Genomic DNA, 17395 nt, shown 5'->3' on the forward strand with positions numbered 1-17395 from the left:
TTAACGAGGGCTTGATTATAGTGAGACCAGTTTGTGATTTTGCTCATTGTTGTTGCACGGGCTAGTAGGATATAGATGATCTGATCACAGGCTGGCAAGATAGTTCAAACTTTTAGGAAACAACGCCTTTGAAAAGTTGTTTTTCATTGAGCTTTCCCTGTGAAATTTTAGATTTGTTGTTATTTGTTAATAACCTTCACACCTTGCATTTATTTTTCTAAGGTTTTTACCTTTAAATAAAGGGTGAAACAAATTGGTAACACATTAGGGGCATACTAGTCAATTGTTTATATTATAAATACGATAAAATAACATAAAAACGCCTTGGAACGATCTAAATTTAAGTTTAAATCATTTTAATAAACAAAAATAAAACAATTGTAATTAAATGTAATTAAATTAAGGTTTTTTTAATGTTAATTTTAATTATTTTAAAACAGTGGGTTGGGATGGTTTTATGTGTGTTTTAGTTACAGTAAAAATAAAAATGCACTAATGAAATACTTGCTTTGTATAAATGATGCTTGAATTGTAATATTTTATTGTTTTTATTTTTTGATGGGGATGTATTTATATTATATTTTGGAGCGTCGAAGTATAGGCCACCGATTAAAGTGACCTATTTTATTTTTTAGATTAAAGCTTCGCCAATGCGCGCTCTGCTGCTGCAATGGTGTCGTTGATCTCTTTCTCAGAGTGTTCAGCGCACACAAAGCCTGCTTCAAACGCCGAAGGAGCTAGGTAAACACCTTCTTCTAGCATTAAGTGGAAGAACTTTTTGAAGCGCTCTAAATCACACTCAGTCGCTTGTTGGTAGCTAGTTACTTTTTCTTTATCAGTAAAGAAGAAACCGTACATACCACCTGCGTAGTTTGTTGTAAGTGCAATGCCTGCTTTTTTCGCTGCTGCTTCAAAGCCTTCACAAATTGCTTTGCTCTTTGCTTCAAGCTCATCGTGCAGGCCTTCAGCACTTAATAGCTCTAAAGATTTTAAGCCGGCTGCCATGGCAATTGGGTTACCTGATAATGTACCTGCTTGATAAACTGGGCCAACAGGTGCGATGTAATCCATGATTTCTTTCTTACCACCAAAAGCACCTACTGGCATACCGCCACCGATCACTTTACCTAAACAAGTTAGGTCTGGCTTGATGTTGTAGTAAGCTTGTGCGCCGCCTAAAGCAACACGGAAACCTGTCATTACTTCATCAAAAATAAGTACAGATTTGTATTCATCACACACCTCACGTAAACCTTCTAAGAAGCCTGGTACAGGTGGAATACAGTTCATGTTGCCAGCAACTGGCTCAACGATGATACAAGCGATTTCGTCAGCGTATTTTGCGAAAATTGCTTTTACTTCATCAAGGTTGTTAAACGACACAGTTAATGTGTGCTTAGCAAAGTCTTCAGGAATACCCGGTGAGTTTGGTACACCCATAGTCAGTGCGCCTGAGCCTGCTTTTACTAGTAGTGAGTCAGCATGACCGTGGTAACAGCCTTCAAACTTTAAGATTTTGTCACGGCCAGTGAAACCACGTGCTAAGCGAATTGCACTCATTGTTGCTTCAGTACCTGAGCTTACCATACGTACTTTTTCGATTGATGGTACTAGCTCTTTTACTTTTTCGGCCATTAAGATTTCAGTTTCTGTTGGTGCACCATAACTTAAGCCATTTTCTACGGCTTCTAATACCGCTTGCTTAATAGCTGGGTGGTTGTGACCCATGATCATTGGTCCCCATGAACCAACGTAATCGATATAACGGTTACCATCAGCATCAAAGGTAAAAGGGCCTTCAGCTTTAGTGATGAATAAAGGAGTACCGCCAACGCCATTGAAGGCACGAACTGGTGAGTTAACACCGCCTGGGATTGATTCTTGCGCGCGATTAAAAAGATCTTGGCTAATTGTCATGAATAGTCCTATTGGGTTGTCACGTTAAATGAGTTGGTTTGCAAGGGCTCAAAGAGCCCAAACGAAGTAGCTTAGCTATTACGTTTACGGCTAAACCAAGGCACGTCGACTTCATATTGCTCAACTTTGTCGGCAACATCTAAGGTTAGAGCAAACAACGCCATGCGAATTAACACGCCATTTTGTACTTGGCGGAAAATTGCTAGGTTGTCGTTGCTATTTAAATCGTTATCTAGCTCGTTTGCTTCTAAACGGCTATCACGAGGCAGTGGGTGCATCAGTACTGAGTTAGGTTTACAGTGTGCGTTGTAAATTGCCTGACTGATACGGAAACCACCACGGTATTTGTTAGCTTCTTCTTGTGAAGGGAAGCGCTCTTCTTGGATACGGGTTTGATAAACAATATCGGCGGCCAAGTTGCCTTCCATTTTATCTACTACTTGAATTTTATGACCTGCGTTATCAACAGCATCTAAAATGTAGTCTGGCATTTGTAAGCCATCAGGTGCCACCATAGAGAATTTAACGTCTTTATAATGGCAAAGTAATTTAGATAAAGAGTGCACAGTACGGCCGTATTTTAAATCACCTACTAGGGCAATATGCATACCGTCGATACTTTGGTTGAAACGACCTAGCTCACGTTCAATCGTTAGTAAGTCAAGTAGGGCTTGTGTTGGGTGTTCATTTGAGCCATCACCGCCATTGATTACTGGAACATCACACCCGGTGGCAAATTCAGCAACAGAGCCTGCGTCAGGGTGGCGCATTGCGACTGCATCTGCATACGCTGAGATCACGCGAGCGGTATCATACAAAGATTCACCTTTTGCAAGTGCCGAGCTTTGCATACCCGTTGTTTCACGAACTAAGCCACCTAGTAAGTTAAATGCAGTACCAAAACTTACACGAGTACGCGTGCTTGGTTCAAAGAACAAGTTCGCTAAAATTGCGCCCTCTAAAACATTGGTGCGCTTTTGCTTTTTAGCATAAGGCTCCATTTTCTTAGCAACTGCAAAAATACGTTCAATACAATCTCGATCAAGCTGATTGACCGACAGGATATTTTCACCTTGGAAACTTAGCATGGGGTTTGTTCCTAATCACATTTATAGGGCGCTGGCACTCGGTATGGGAGGCCGCATAAATTTGCGCAGTACTATAGCAAATTTTTAGCGTTCACAGCAGCAAATTATAAGTTAGGTTTAATAATTGCCAGTGCCACTATAGCTAAAAGGATGAGTACCGGAACTTCATTAAAAATACGGTAAAAGCGATCGCTACGTGCATTGCGATCATGCTTAAAGTCAGCCAGTAATTTAAAGCAATAGCCGTGGTAGATATAGAGAATAATCACTAACACCAGTTTGTAGTGCAGCCACATGCTGTATCTAAACCAGTCTCGACCATATTCAAAAATGGTCAGTACGCCAAACACCAATGTTAAAACAGCAAACGGTGTCACAAAAAACAGTAAGCGGCGTTCCATTACTTTCAGCATTGAGTTACAGGCTTTTTCTTCACTCATTGCGTGGTAAACAAAAAGACGTGGCAGGTAAAAAATACCGGCAAACCAAGCAATCATAAAAAATACGTGGAAGGTTTTATAAACTAATAGCGCAGTCATTTAAGCATCCATTTTAATTGTTATAACAAACTGTTGCGTATGGTAAGGATATGTCTGATTTGGTCCCAACGCAAAAGACCCATAATTTGTTGGTTATCAAGCAGGTTGTAAATATACACCGCACCGCTGCGTTTATCTTTAAGCAAATCAAAAGCATCGGCTAAAGTCGCCTGGCTGCTAAGACCGGCAAGGCTGACATATTTGATGTTACTGTTTTGGTCAGACATCAAACTTAAATCATATTCTGCAAGGCGATAGCCATTTTCTTCATCATGGACAATAAGCGGTGTTTGACTATCAAGGGCATCGAGCGATTCTTTGATTTGTTGTTTGTCGTCACTGTAGAGTAGTTTGAACTGCTCATCCATTTCATCCATCACCCCCACTTTTTGTAATGCTTCGGTAGCTGGCGATATTTGATACTCAAGCCCTTGGAAATCGAGTTGTTGCATGAAAATAGAGCGGTTACCAAAAAACTGTAGTGCTGTAACATAAGCCGTTGAGATCACCAGCATGGCTGGCACAATAATCTCGGGGCTTGAGGTCAATTCCATAACTGTAGTGAGAGCAGCCAGTGGTGCGTGCAATGTGGCAGCCAATAATCCCGCCATGCCAAGCATGCTATAAGTCCCTGTGATATCAACGCCCGGACTAATAAACTGCGCGAAAAAGGCCATTAAGGTGCCCATTAATACCCCAAGCCCAATGACTGGGCCAATAATCCCGCCAGGGATACCCAAGCCAATAGCAAATAAGGTGGCGAGTAATTTGGCAATCAAAATGGTTGTTAAAAACTGCACATCATCTGGTGATTCAATGGCAATAGTGATAGCGCTCATACCCGAGCCCATCGCATGGGGAACCATATAAGCAATTAAGCCCGCGATTAAACCTGCCAGTAATAGACGAGGGAACATACTTAGCGGTTTAAAGGTGCGGATTATAAGCATCAAGTTTTGGTTAAATGCATACGCAACAGCACCAAGTGCCATACCAAAAATGATTAAAAATGGGTAATGCCAACCACTTAATGGGTTCATGGTGATAAGTGCAAGCTCTGAAGCGTCACCAAAGACAAATTGAGTGGCTAATGCACCGGTAACTGCAGCGAGCATAATGGGCACGAAAATATGCACCTTATACTCCCTGAGCACCACCTCCATTACAAAAATAACGGCAGCAAGTGGGGTGTTAAATGAAGCAGCAATACCAGCTGCAACACCACAACCGGTGAGGGTACGCATTGCATTGTGTGGAAGGTGTAGTTTATCGGCCAGTAAACTGGCACCCGTTGCACCCATATGTACTGAGGGGCCTTCTCGACCGACCGAAAAGCCACTAATAAGGGCTAATGCGCCACCAACAAATTGGTTCACCGTGTTATAAAGCGGCATATGACCATAGTGTTTTTTAATACGGTGAATTACAAATGGAATGCCAAGACGATAATGCTTAAAGCCTGTTAGGGCGGCGAATAAGGCAATTAATAAGGCTGCACCAACTGGCAGTATCATCCGCTCATAGGTTGGTAAAGTGGTGAAGTCATCGGGCTTATCTAAAAATAAGCTTTGAAAAAATATGATTGTGAGGCGAAAAAGTATGATCAACACTGCCGCAATTAACCCTGCACTTACACCAAGTAAGCACAATTGCACAGATGTTTTAGGCTTTGCTAGGCGACGTCTTAGTCTCTCAAGCCACATGCATATTTCCTCACAGCACTTTTGAGCTGCAGTTTAGCAAATCAAATTAACTAAGTCGTTGGGATTTTATAATTTTATCTGCATTTTGGGTAAATCTAGCTAATCTTTGCTGCCACTATTAATTTGCTGCGTTAATTCAGGCAAGCGAGCTGAAATAGCTTTAGATATTTCATCTACCAGTGGGGCATGTTTTTTATGAATAACCGTGTTGATAGCCATTTGCCTTAGTACCACCAGTGAAAAGTCTTTTTTAAAGGTAGTTATATCGTTATTGAGCGCAGGGTAGATGGCGTAATCGACACGCCCTTTTTTTAGCATGGTAAGCGTGTGACTTAAATCTTCGTTATGAATGATCTCGGCTTTAATATCAAACTCATTAAGAATTTCGATATCACCAATCGAACTTATAATTCGGTTGTTAGGGTTGTATAAATTATCTCTATCGCATGGCAGCGACTTTTGACATAGGAGCACTAAGTTAATAATGCCAAGGTTTGGTTCTACGACAATGATATTCTCGAATTTTTTTAGGTTGCTTTTTGAACGCACGATATCGCCATCGACAATGCCTGCATTAAGTAATAACACACCTCTTCGAGATGGTGTGGGTTGCATTTGAGCCTTGATATTTAAATCATTATAGACATCACTCATAAACGCTTTAAATGGCGCTATACGGGGAATATCTATATAGGTTAATAACACCTTTTTTGGCCGAGAGTAATTTGTCTCAGATGACTTTGTACTGGCAAATAAATCATTGAGTAAGGCTATTTTAGCCTTGTTTTCAGCATCATTTCGTATGCCAATCACTAATGGGGAGTCGGTAAACTGAGTCACTATTTTCGGCTCAGGAAAGTTTTGCTGCTCAGCAAAATAGTTAAGCACCTTTGGTGCAGTAATCGCAAAATTAATCTGCCCAGTTTGCATTAAGTGGAATAGCTCTTCATCGTTTGCTGTTTGCACTATGTTGCCTGCATAGGATTGAATTACTTGTTCGACCACACCCGGATAAATATAAGGCTCAACAACGCCGACTTTGTGCTCATTAAAAAGCTGTTCAAGATTTTCAAAATCTTGTGGATTAGACTGCGTGGTAATGACAGCTAATTGAGAATTTAAAATAGTGGGTGAAGCAACAAAGCCGGGCATCATTTCAGATGGCCAAGCAGGGTAATAACCCAGGTAGCCGCTTAACCGGGCTTTTTTTATTGCATCTTGCCAAGGTAAATACTCAACTTCGAGGTTTATCGATTTTTTGGCAAGCGTGTCTCTTAATAGTGCAATAGCATCACCGCCATTTGCCATTGTACTACTTGCATACGGCGGGGCTTCTAAAGAGGTGATTTTCCATGTTTCTTGGTACGTAGTATTAGCAGCTGCCAATGAGCTGAAAACAAGAACCATAAAATAATAAAAGCGAGTGAGCATGGAAAAAGAATCATTATTAATTGTTTAATAAGTATACGTCTAAATTAGACTTTTTAGCATTATTAATTTGCTTATTTGCAGTTCATAATATTACAACTAAAGCAGTGATGTTTTTGGTCATACATACGCTTATCGGCCATGCTAAGTAATTCATCAAATGATTGCGCATCATCTGGATATAAGGCAAAGCCAACACTCGCTTCTACGTGCAAGTCACCGGAATCTGATTTTATCGGCGCTTTAATCGCACAGATCAATCGTGATAGTGCACGGTTTATTTGTACTTGATTTTCTATGTCGGTAACAATAACTACAAACTCATCACCACCAATGCGAGCAACGCAATCGGTTTTTTGAGCGGTGTCTTGTAAGCGTTTAGCAACTTCTATCAATACTTTATCACCCATCGCATGGCCATGGGTGTCGTTAATCGGCTTAAACTTATCAAGATCAAAATACAGGCAACCTACCTTAGAGCCTGTGCGCTCAACACGGGCAAATTCTTGCTTGATGAATCGCTCAAGCGCGCTACGATTTGCTAAACCAGTAAGGTGGTCTGTTTGTGCTAATTGCCTAATTTTCTTCTCTGCCATGACGCGTTTCGTGATATCGAAATTAACACCAATCATGCGGTTGCCGTATATTCTTCCATCTGCATTGATATAGCGCGTTTTGCCAGAGGGCAGAACAATCTGAAACTCTGCGTGAAACTCTTCGCCATTTAAAATTGCGAGTTTTAGCTTGTTAGTTACGTCTTCATATTCATCTGGATGCAAGCTATTTGCCCATGCTGAATAGTCCCCTTTAAATTCTGATTTTGGAATTTCAAATAAGGTATGCATCCAGTCATCCCAAATCAGTTCATTAGTGTCAAAATTCCACTCCCATATACCAATATGAGCCGCATCTGCAGCCATAGACATGCGTTGGTGTAAGCTTTCAAGCTCGGTTTTTGCTTGTTTTAATTCAGTAACATCTTCAGAAACGTCCAATAAATATTGCGCTTTACCATTACTATCTTTAATTGTGAGTTTCCGTGTTCTTAAGTAATGAGTATTGTCATCAATAGTAACCGGCTTTTCCTCTATAGTGAGAGTGTCATCACTTTTCAATACATCGCGATCGGTTTGCACGAAACTGACTGCTTGTTCATTACTGAAAATATCAAAGTCATTTAAACCGATTAGTTGGTCTTTATTTTTACCTAGTAGTTGCTCACCCGCTTTATTTACATGGCTAAATGTTAGATGCTCAGCTTCTTTTACAAACAACATGATGGGTAAATTATCGAAAATAGTTTGTGTAAAGGCTTCTTGATTTCGAATATCAGAGAGATCTTTTATTGTCGCCACATAAGGACCTGACTCTTTTTTACCAATTGAGCTGATTGTTAATGTAATAGGAAATCGTTTTTTATTGGCTCGTTGTCCTTTTAAGAGCCGACTGCTACTTTTACCCGCCGTTCTTTTGCTGAGTTGTGAATCCCGGAGGATTTCATCAAGTTCTAACGATCTTTCAGGGATCAGGGTGCGAATATGTTTGCCTATTAAATCATGAGGCTGATAGCCAAAAACATGGATAACAGCCGGGTTTGCAAATTCAATTTTTCCTTCATTATTAAAGCTAATAACCACATCTTGTACGGTATTAAGTACAGCTTTCAGTTTTGCTGATAATAAGCTCCTTGCTCTGAGCTCAACAGCACCTAGTACAATCAGACTTAATGCCACCAGAATAAAAATAATAAGTTGTGCTAACGTCGAGTAGTCGTGGGTTGTAACATAGGTGGTGTACTCAGATTCAAAAACCGACATCGAAATCATGCCAATGTAATGCATTCCCGAAATTGCACTGCCCATTATCAAGGCCACAACCAAGTTCATCCGTGTTTGATGAACCCCTTTGGCAAGTCGAAAATCATTAATTTTTAATGCGATACCTGACAGCACAATAGCGACGATAATAGATAAAGAGAACAACCAAGGCTCATAAGCCATTTTTGCGGGCATCACCATCGCCATCATGCCAACAAAATGCATCGAGCCAATGCCAGCACCCATTAACACACTTCTAAAAAGTAGCCCTTTGTTGGTTTGTAGTGCTGGTGAGAGTACGATGTAACTGGCAAACACACTTGGCAATATTGATATCAAAGTAATGCTAATGTTGTATTCAATAGGGATGGGTAAGGTATAGGCAAGCATACCTACAAAATGCATACCCCAAATACCTATACCTAAAAAACACGATGCCATGATGGTCCATATCTGACTTTCATTCTTTAGATAAGAGTGTTTGATACGAGCTGATAATAAAAATGAGATATACGAAGCAAATACGGCTGTGAGGATTGAAGCAAAAGCAAGGAGTAAATCGTATTCAGCTGGAATGACCTGCGCACTGCTTAAATTATCAGTTATAAAATGCAGCTTGAAATGCTCTATCACAATTATCTTCCCTCAGTGCAAACTCATGCCAGCTCAAATGTAGTACAAATTAACTTTAGTCCAAGTCGAATGGCTTAGCCAGTTACCCTCACCATAATTGAGATGCTCTTCTGGTGATACTTGATTAAAACACTCGGGTATTAGATAATTGCGGCCAATATAGGTTATGAGGGTTTTGGTATGTCAGATGAGTTGCCAATCAAGTTCAGCGATGCAGCTGCTGTTCGTGTTAAACAGTTAATCGAAGAAGAAGAGAATCCAGATCTTAAACTACGTGTTTATGTAACAGGTGGTGGTTGCTCAGGTTTCCAATATGGTTTTACTTTTGATGAAAAAGCTAACCCTGGCGATTTAGAAATTGTTAAAAATGGTGTAACGCTAGTAATTGACCCTATGAGTATTCAATATTTAGTTGATGGTACCGTGGATTACACCGAAGGGCTTGAAGGCGCACGCTTTTTTGTTAATAACCCGAATGCAACAACAACCTGTGGTTGCGGAGCCAGCTTCAGCGTTTAATGAATTATTTATGAAAGCCACTTGATGTGGCTTTTTTATTGCTTAAACTTATCATAATATCCCGCCCCTGCTAAATTTTACGCATTATTAGAAGGAATTTTGCGTTGCCAAATATAACTACAACAATAGAAAAGAAACCCTATGTTTTAGCTATCGCCATTGTTTTGGTGATTGTACTGTGGATGCTATCTGGGCATAGCAAAGCAGATCAAAAAGCACTGCAAAGTGATGATCAAGTTCAAGAGCGCTTGCCTAAAGTGCAAGTGATGCCGTTGGTCGCAAAGAATATAAATAAAAACCTAACTTTTTATGGAAAATCAGAGCCTGACAAAATCGCAAATATCAGCGCCAGACAAGCAGGGCAAGTACTCGAAATTTTGGTTGAAGAAGGTCAGTTTGTAAAACAAGAACAGGTTATTTTACGCCTCGATAAATCTGATTTGGCTGCCCAGATCACATCAGCAGAAGCCTTAGTTGCCCAGTATCAAACTGAATACGAAGGCGCGCTTAAACTTAATCAGCAAGGTTTACAAAACAAAGTATTGACCATGCAAGCACAAGCTATGTTGCAACAAGCAAAAGCAACTTTGGCAAGCCTTGAATTAAAGCTAGAGCGCACTGAAGTACGTGCTGCTTTTGATGGCGTTATCAACAAACGTTTAGTCGAAATTGGTGATTATGTTGGCATAGGCGACCCTATTTTACAGCTCGCTGATTTAGACCCGTTAATCGTCAGAGCCGATGCGACTCAAAAAGAAGTGCAAGGCTTAGAAGTTGGGCAAGCTACTTTTGCTCATGTTTTAAATGACAAAACCTATCCGGGTCGAATTCGTTACATTGCATCTGTTGCGGATGACAGCACCAATACATTTCGCATCGAAGCGGCGTTTGAAAACCCAGGTATGAAATATAAAGCAGGTTTTTCGACTCAGCTTAATATTGAGTTACCAACTGAGCCTGCCATGTTATTAAGCCCGGCTTTTATGGCCCTAGATGAACAAGGTAATATCGGCGTAAAAGTCGTGAATGACGACAATATTGTAGAGTTTAAGTCGGTAAATCTAGCTAAAAGCACCGAGCAAGGCGTTTGGCTTTGGGGCTTAGGTGAGCAAGCGAATGTTATTACCCTTGGTCAAGGCTTTGTACGTGCTGGTGATAAAGTTGAGCCTGTGTTTACTGAAGCAACGAGCAACTAAGTATGAAAAACTTAATTGAAGCGTCGTTGACTCACACGCGTACAGTTTTATCTATTTTCATCTTATTGCTGATCTCGGGGTGGGTGACATATCAAACCATCCCTAAAGAAGCGAATCCTGATGTCACTATTCCTTTTATTTATGTGTCGATTATTCATGACGGTATTTCCCCTGAAGATGCTGAGCGGCTATTAGTTAGGCCGATGGAGATTGAGCTTCGCTCAATTGAAGGGGTAAAAGAAATGTCAGCGGTGGCAAGTGAAGGGCATGCCTCTGTGACCCTTGAGTTTATCGCGGGTATGGACCCCAAAGAAGCCTTAGCTGATGTACGAGATAAAGTTAGTTTAGCTAAGGCAAAACTGCCTTCTGAATCAGAAGAACCAGAAGTTCATGAAATCTTGATGGAAGATGAGCAGCCAACAATTACATTAACCTTGTCAGGCGATGCGCCAGAGCGAGGTTTACTAACCCTTGCACGTAATCTTAAAGATGAACTAGAAAGCATTTCTAGCGTATTAGAAGTTGATGTAGGTGGTGACCGTGAAGATATGGTCGAAATTGAGGTCGATCCATTGGCGATGATTGCTTATGGCCTTGAACCGAATGACATTATTCAACTGCTATCAAATAACAACCGCTTAGTAGCTGCTGGTACCCTTGATACTGGTAAAGGGCGCTTTGCTGTAAAAATCCCGTCGGTATTTGAGACAATTCAAGATGTGATGGAACAACCTGTGAAAGTTGTTGGCGATAGGGTGGTGCGTTTTATGGACGTAGCAAAAATTCGCCGAGCATATAAAGACCCAACCTCAATCGCACGTATTAATGGCCGCCATGCGGTTTCGCTGGAAGTGAAAAAACGTGCTGGCGAAAATATTATTGATACGGTCGATCAAGTTAAAAAAGTGGTGAATGAGGCCAAGAAAATTTGGCCTGATCATATACGAGTTGATTACACCGGCGACATGTCAAAAGACGTGAAAATGATGCTTTCTGATCTGCAAAATAATGTGCTGTCTGCTGTATTGTTGGTGGTTATCGTTATTGTGGCGATACTTGGTGCGCGCACTGCGTTTTTAGTGGGGATTGCCATTCCTGGCTCGTTCTTAACCGGGATTTTAGTGATCTCTGTGTTTGGCTTAACGGTGAATATCGTGGTGCTTTTTGCACTCATCATGGCTGTCGGTATGCTGGTGGATGGCGCAATCGTTGTTAGTGAGTTTGCTGACAGAGCAATGAGTGAAGGCAACAAACCGCGCAAGACAGCTTATAAACTAGCTGCTGAGCGAATGGCGTGGCCAATCATCGCTTCTACGGCAACGACATTAGCAGCCTTTGCACCGCTAATATTTTGGCCGGGAATGATGGGCGAGTTTATGAAATACTTGCCGATTACGCTTATTGCCACCTTGTCTGCGTCATTACTTATGGCATTGGTGTTTGTGCCAACGATTGGTGGATTAATAGGAAAGTCACGGCCGCTCTCTGAACAGCAAAAACAGGATTTAGAGTTAGCAGAGTCCGGCGATTTAACGCAAATCAAAGGGGTGCTTGGGCGTTATATTCGCGTGCTTGATTATGCAACAGAGCGCCCTTGGTGGAGCCTAGCTGCTGCAATCGTGTTTTCTATTTTGGTATTCTTTGCATTTGCTGTCTCTAAGCTAGGCGTTGAGTTCTTTCCTGATGTAGAGCCAAATGGCGTTAATATCAAAGTACGTTCTTACAGTGACTTATCTATATTTGAAAAAGACGTGATCATGAAAGACATCGAATCACGCATTTTAAAAGTAGAAGGTATTAAAACCTTGTATGCTCGTACTGGCGGTAAAGATCAGGTAGGCACGTTTAGAATGAATCTTAAAGATTGGGATGAGCGTCCACCTGCCGAAGATATAATCAGTCAAGTTAACGAAATCACGGCAAGTTATGCCGGTGTCGAAATTGAACTTCGAAAAGATGAAAACGGCCCCGGTGGAGGCAAAGCGCTGAGTATTGAGCTGAGCTCTCGATTTGTTGGTGTGCTTAACAGTGAAGCTAAACGAGTAAGGCAAGCCATCGAAAATGATGGCGCGTTTCGAAATGTTGATGACAGTGCTTCAAAACCGGGCATTGAGTGGCAACTTAAATTGAATCGTTCGGATGCTGCTCGTTTTGGTGCGGATGCCAGTATGCTAGGGGCGAATGTTCAGCTTATTACTAATGGTTTAAAACTAGGGGAATACCGCCCTGATGATGTTGATGACGAGATTGATATTCGCGTACGCTTTCCTCATGACAAGCGAGATTTAGGACGTCTTGAAACGTTGCGTGTAAAAACTATGCACGGGCAAGTGCCAATTAGTCACTTTGTTGAGCGTCAAGCAGCTCCTAAAGTTGATACAATTCGCCGTGTTGATTCTCAGCGCGTTGTTACCGTTAATGCAGACATGAAACCGGGTGAACAACTTGCTAAAGCGTTGCCACGCTTACAAGCGCAAATAGAGGAGCAAGAGTTAGATCCGCGCGTGAAAATTAAAGTGCGTGGTGAAACCGAAGATCAAGATGAATCAGAAGCCTTCCTTGAGCAGGCTTTTGTGGTTGCCCTGTTTGTGATGGGGATCATTTTGGTGACACAATTTAATAGTTTTTATCAGGCATTTTTGATTTTAAGTGCTGTACTGTTTTCAACTGTGGGTGTGTTCTTAGGCTTAATCGTATTACAGCAACCGTTTGGTATCGTGATGTCGGGCATTGGGGTTATCTCGCTTGCCGGTATTGTGGTTAATAACAATATAGTACTGATTGATACTTATAATGTTTTACGTAACCAAGGTCTGGCAGCAAAAGATGCGATTTTACGAACTGGTGCTCAGCGTTTACGTCCTGTACTGTTAACGACTGTGACCACCATATTGGGATTAATGCCGATGGTACTACAAGTGAATATTGACTTATTTAACCGTCATATTGATTTTGGTGCTCCATCTACTCAGTGGTGGGTGCAATTGGCCACGGCTGTTGCGGGTGGATTAACATTTGCTACTGTATTGACACTGGTACTTACGCCTTGCTTGTTAATGCTGCGAGATCGTCGTCGGTAATCGGTAAATTCGTTACTGATTAATTAAAAATAAGTGACCCTAGTGTTGGGTCACTTTAATCATCAGTAAAAAGAAGCCTAAAACTAACGCAGAGGCGATCAAAATATACACAAACCCCTTCTTGCCTTGCTTAATTGGTACACGATTTTGTTTTAAAAAAAGGTACCACGCTACACACAGTACAATTGGCAACAAAAATAATATACGAAACATTTCCTAGCCTTTTTCAGTATTTACATACACTTTAAGCATAAATATGCAGAATTTAAAGCGATACTTTCATCTTGTTACACTTCCAATTGATCAATTTTTTGGTACAGTTAACCAGTTAACTATAGAGCACATGCTTTAATTTTAGCTACACTAATACTTGTATACTAAAACGGTCCATACCTAAAAGGTGGACATTTGTATAATTAATCATTCAATCTGAAAGTTATTAGTATATAATGTGTCCAAGAGTGAGACGGGCAAATTGCACTCTTAAATTATTAACTTGAATCATCTAGTAGGAGATGTATTTTATGATGGGTAAAACAGTTTCTTCTGAAGAAAACTCGAAACTAACAAAATGGCTTAAAACTAAACGTCATGAGAAAGGTCACACAATGCGTAGCCTTGCACAGGTTTTAGGTACGCCGCATTCTTTCATTGGTAAAATTGAAAACCAAGAACGTCGTTTAGATGTAATTGAATTCATGCGTTATTGCGATGCTTTAGAAGTTGACCCATACGAAGGTCTTAACTTACTTAAAGACGCTTAATTATTCATTACCAAAAGCGAAACGCCGCTTTTAAGTAATATAAATGGTGCAAGGAAGCACTATTAAAACCTCTCCCTTGCATTTCCCCCCTGTTTAATCACATACGTATCAAATTTGTTAATTGTTTTGATGATAGTTGTTTTCTAACGCATAAAGCTTATGGCGAATTAAGAATAAAAATACCAGTGATGGGATCACCATCAATGCAGTTAGCACAAAGAACATCGCCCAGTTTCCACCTAACCAGTCATCAATAACCACGCCGCTGTAGCTCGACAGTAAGGTTCTGCCTAAATTACCCAATGAAGCAAGTAGTGCATAGTGGGTTGCACTAAATGCTCTATCACATAACATGGATATAAACGCCACCATGGCAACCAGTGACCAAGCTTGAGTAAAACCATCAACGATAATAGCAAACGCATATAAACTCAGTTTGGGGCCTGCAATCGCGATCCAAGCGAAGGCAAGGTTTGAGGCTGCCATCGCAATACCACTAATAAACAAGCCTTTTACAATGCCATAGCGTTGATTGAATAAGCTTCCTAAAAAAGTAAAAGCAATGGTGAGCACTGCAGTACCCACTTTTGAGAAGGTCGCTATGTCACTATTTGAAAAGCCCACTTCTTTATAAAACACGATAGACATTCGCCCTAAAAAGGCTTCACCTATTTTAAATAAGAAAATAAAGGCCAATAATGCCAATGCTGTTTTTACGCCATTACGGGCAAAGAAGGTTCTGAAAGGGTCAAAAACGGTTACAGCAAGCCATGCAATAACTTTAGCAAAGCGAGTCTGCGTACTACCAGCCAGCTTTTGTTGATAGGTTTGTTCAAGCTCAGCTTGAACAGCGTCACGGTTTGATTCGGGTTCTTTTGCCCACAATACGCTGCTCATTAATAGCAGCATTACCACAGATAAGAAAAAGTAAACTTGTGGCCAATCAATTGAAGGGATGTCGGCCATATAAAATGGCAGGGCGCCTAATAGGGCGTAACCGCTCCACCAACCTGAAGTGGCCATTGCAGCTGCTGCGGTGGCTTTGTGGCTTTCATTTTCGGCTAAAGTATCAATACGAAACGCATCAATAGCAATATCTTGAGTCGCAGAAGCGATAGCAATAACTAAACACAGCGCGGCAGCAAACCAGAGGTTGGCTTTAATATCGAGCCCTGCAAGTGAAAAGGTGCCAATAAAAATCACTGACTGGCAAAGTAAAATCCAGCTACGGCGCTGGCCAAGCCAGTTAAACAAAACAGGTAACTTCACACGGTCAACGAGCGGTGACCATAAAAAGTTAATGCTATACGCACCAAACACGATGCCAAATAACCCTATCATGCTGCGGCTTAGGCCTTCGTCTTTTAGCCAGGCCGACATAACAGAACCAATCAATACCCAAGGAAAGCCACTGCTAATGCCAAAAATAAAAATATTGATTAAACGTTTATCTTTGAAGTACGAGAAATACTCTGAAATAGAAAGGGGTTTTGTCATAGTGTTGCCAGTTTAAGGGGCGTGCGCCCCTATTTATTATTGATTAGCGTCTAGCACTTTTACGTTTAAGATAACAACAGGATCTTTGGGCACAAAGCTGTAACCGATTTTTTCATTGAAAGCGGTTTCGACACGCATGATTTTGTCTAGTGTGTCATAGCCATCCATGACCATACCGAATACGGCAAAGCCCCAGTCGCGACCAGGATTAAGATGATCGTTATCATCCATGTTGAAGAAAAACTGGCGAGTACCTGAGTGAGGTTGACGGTCTTGGTATGCCATAGCGATGCTATACATATCGTTTTTTAAACCGTTGCCACTTTCATTAAAAATAGGGTCACCTTCGTACAGACCATCATAGTCTTTATCGTAACCACCACCTTGAATAACAAAATCACGTTCGTTGTCTTCATCACGTTCTACACGGTGAAACACACTACCTTGATAGCTACCGTCGGCAACGTAAGTTAGAAAGTTATTTACGGTTATTGGTGCGCGTGAACGATCCATTTCGACCACAATACTGCCAAGCGTAGTGACAATTTCTACGCGTGGAAACATGTTATCTTTTTGAATAAATTTACCCTCAGTCGCTGCGAATGAACTGTGAGCAAAAAACAATATAAAACTAAGTAATAAAATACGCTTCATAGTTAACCTTCTAAATAGGCGATTAATTCTGGGTCAGATACAATGCGGGTAATTATTTGTTCAGTCAACTTATTCAGCTGACCTTCTATTTTTGCACGGTCGTGGCTAAGTGGCCCTTCAAGATTAGCATTACCTTGGTAAATTTTATTGAAAGTGCTTGCATGTTTGACCACACGGACACCAAACTCAATAGTGGCATTGCTGCTATGGGTCATCATTTTTTCTGTGACAACTGCTTGTAGTTGATGAATATCTAATTCAAAACGCGTTGTGGATAGATTTGAAATATTTGCACCATTGCGGCTTAACGCACTGTCTAAGGCACTTTTCACTGAATCTGCAATACCTGGGCTGGCAAGCGTTTTGATTTTATCTGACTCAATGATTTTTAAGGTCACGTTGTCGCCACGTAAATCAATTACACTCGTGCTAACATTGCTGTTAATAGTTGAAATTTTGCCACCTTGATAAACAGGATTCAAAATTAACTGATTTGGCTGGTTGCTACACGCAGTAAGTGCGGCTAGCAAACATAAAGGAAGTAATTTTTTCATTAAGTT

The 17395-nt window shown here is 40.9% G+C and carries 13 protein-coding genes; 4 read left to right on the forward strand and 9 right to left on the reverse strand.

The genetic code is table 11. The features are described from left to right. Positions 1-636 precede the first annotated feature (636 nt). The 6 genes from hemL to ABMY41_RS09980 form a co-directional block, all read right to left on the reverse strand. Positions 637-1917 (reverse strand): glutamate-1-semialdehyde 2,1-aminomutase, encoded by a 1281-nt coding sequence (gene hemL, locus ABMY41_RS09955; RefSeq protein WP_287242508.1) that lies wholly within the window; start codon positions 1915-1917, stop codon positions 637-639. A gap of 71 nt (positions 1918-1988) precedes the next feature. Continuing rightward, a complete protein-coding gene (locus ABMY41_RS09960) occupies positions 1989-3005 on the reverse strand; it encodes an aspartate carbamoyltransferase (protein WP_055197864.1) in 1017 nt (338 codons plus the stop codon). 104 nt (positions 3006-3109) lie between these two features. Further along, positions 3110-3544, reverse strand: a complete 435-nt coding sequence (locus ABMY41_RS09965; RefSeq protein ID WP_289098445.1) for a CopD family protein — start codon at positions 3542-3544, stop codon at positions 3110-3112. A gap of 20 nt (positions 3545-3564) precedes the next feature. After that, the gene (locus ABMY41_RS09970) at positions 3565-5247 is read right to left on the reverse strand and encodes a chloride channel protein (RefSeq protein ID WP_349274593.1); all 1683 of its coding nucleotides are present in this window, start codon (positions 5245-5247) and stop codon (positions 3565-3567) included. A gap of 99 nt (positions 5248-5346) precedes the next feature. Then, positions 5347-6654, reverse strand: a complete 1308-nt coding sequence (locus tag ABMY41_RS09975; protein WP_349274594.1) for a transporter substrate-binding domain-containing protein — start codon at positions 6652-6654, stop codon at positions 5347-5349. Between the two features lie 95 nt (positions 6655-6749). Then, positions 6750-9125 (reverse strand): diguanylate cyclase, encoded by a 2376-nt coding sequence (locus ABMY41_RS09980; RefSeq protein ID WP_289098441.1) that lies wholly within the window; start codon positions 9123-9125, stop codon positions 6750-6752. A 180-nt stretch (positions 9126-9305) separates the two neighbouring features. Here ABMY41_RS09980 and erpA point away from each other — a divergent pair, with 180 nt between their 5' ends. The 4 genes from erpA (at position 9306) to ABMY41_RS10000 (ending at position 14684) form a co-directional block, all read left to right on the forward strand. After that, entirely contained in the window at positions 9306-9644 is a 339-nt protein-coding gene (erpA, locus tag ABMY41_RS09985; protein ID WP_054562313.1) for an iron-sulfur cluster insertion protein ErpA, read from the forward strand. Positions 9645-9748: 104 nt separating this feature from the next. Beyond that, positions 9749-10840: an efflux RND transporter periplasmic adaptor subunit gene (locus ABMY41_RS09990; RefSeq protein WP_349274595.1), complete on the forward strand. Its 1092-nt coding sequence runs from the start codon at positions 9749-9751 to the stop codon at positions 10838-10840. Between the two features lie 2 nt (positions 10841-10842). Continuing rightward, positions 10843-13920 (forward strand): efflux RND transporter permease subunit, encoded by a 3078-nt coding sequence (locus tag ABMY41_RS09995; protein WP_349274596.1) that lies wholly within the window; start codon positions 10843-10845, stop codon positions 13918-13920. Between the two features lie 524 nt (positions 13921-14444). Then, entirely contained in the window at positions 14445-14684 is a 240-nt protein-coding gene (locus tag ABMY41_RS10000; protein ID WP_054562310.1) for a helix-turn-helix transcriptional regulator, read from the forward strand. A gap of 117 nt (positions 14685-14801) precedes the next feature. On the opposite strand, the gene ABMY41_RS10005 is transcribed toward ABMY41_RS10000, so the two are convergent. The 3 genes from ABMY41_RS10005 to ABMY41_RS10015 are packed head-to-tail and all read right to left on the reverse strand — an operon-like array spanning position 14802 to position 17389. Next, complete coding sequence (locus tag ABMY41_RS10005) at positions 14802-16181, reverse strand: MFS transporter (RefSeq protein WP_287243830.1); 1380 nt, start codon at positions 16179-16181, stop codon at positions 14802-14804. A 36-nt stretch (positions 16182-16217) separates the two neighbouring features. Then, positions 16218-16835 (reverse strand): peptidylprolyl isomerase, encoded by a 618-nt coding sequence (locus ABMY41_RS10010; RefSeq protein WP_175080489.1) that lies wholly within the window; start codon positions 16833-16835, stop codon positions 16218-16220. A gap of 2 nt (positions 16836-16837) precedes the next feature. Then, on the reverse strand, positions 16838-17389 hold the full coding sequence (locus tag ABMY41_RS10015) for a YajG family lipoprotein (protein ID WP_252949123.1): 552 nt from the start codon (positions 17387-17389) through the stop codon (positions 16838-16840). Positions 17390-17395: the final 6 nt, after the last annotated feature.

The organism is Pseudoalteromonas sp. BZA4, assembly GCF_040104395.1.
Taxonomy (GTDB): domain Bacteria; phylum Pseudomonadota; class Gammaproteobacteria; order Enterobacterales; family Alteromonadaceae; genus Pseudoalteromonas.

Excerpts from the sequence above, each read along its gene's own strand:
- ABMY41_RS09975 (WP_349274594.1), bottom strand. The coding sequence starts at position 6,654 with ATGGTTCTTGTTTTCAGCTCATTGGCAGCTGCTAATACTACGTACCAA.
- ABMY41_RS10005 (WP_287243830.1), bottom strand. The coding sequence starts at position 16,181 with ATGACAAAACCCCTTTCTATTTCAGAGTATTTCTCGTACTTCAAAGAT.
- ABMY41_RS09960 (WP_055197864.1), bottom strand. The coding sequence starts at position 3,005 with ATGCTAAGTTTCCAAGGTGAAAATATCCTGTCGGTCAATCAGCTTGAT.
- ABMY41_RS09970 (WP_349274593.1), bottom strand. The coding sequence starts at position 5,247 with ATGTGGCTTGAGAGACTAAGACGTCGCCTAGCAAAGCCTAAAACATCT.
- ABMY41_RS10015 (WP_252949123.1), bottom strand. The coding sequence starts at position 17,389 with ATGAAAAAATTACTTCCTTTATGTTTGCTAGCCGCACTTACTGCGTGT.
- ABMY41_RS10010 (WP_175080489.1), bottom strand. The coding sequence starts at position 16,835 with ATGAAGCGTATTTTATTACTTAGTTTTATATTGTTTTTTGCTCACAGT.
- hemL (WP_287242508.1), bottom strand. The coding sequence starts at position 1,917 with ATGACAATTAGCCAAGATCTTTTTAATCGCGCGCAAGAATCAATCCCA.
- ABMY41_RS09995 (WP_349274596.1), top strand. The coding sequence starts at position 10,843 with ATGAAAAACTTAATTGAAGCGTCGTTGACTCACACGCGTACAGTTTTA.
- ABMY41_RS10000 (WP_054562310.1), top strand. The coding sequence starts at position 14,445 with ATGATGGGTAAAACAGTTTCTTCTGAAGAAAACTCGAAACTAACAAAA.
- ABMY41_RS09965 (WP_289098445.1), bottom strand. The coding sequence starts at position 3,544 with ATGACTGCGCTATTAGTTTATAAAACCTTCCACGTATTTTTTATGATT.
- erpA (WP_054562313.1), top strand. The coding sequence starts at position 9,306 with ATGTCAGATGAGTTGCCAATCAAGTTCAGCGATGCAGCTGCTGTTCGT.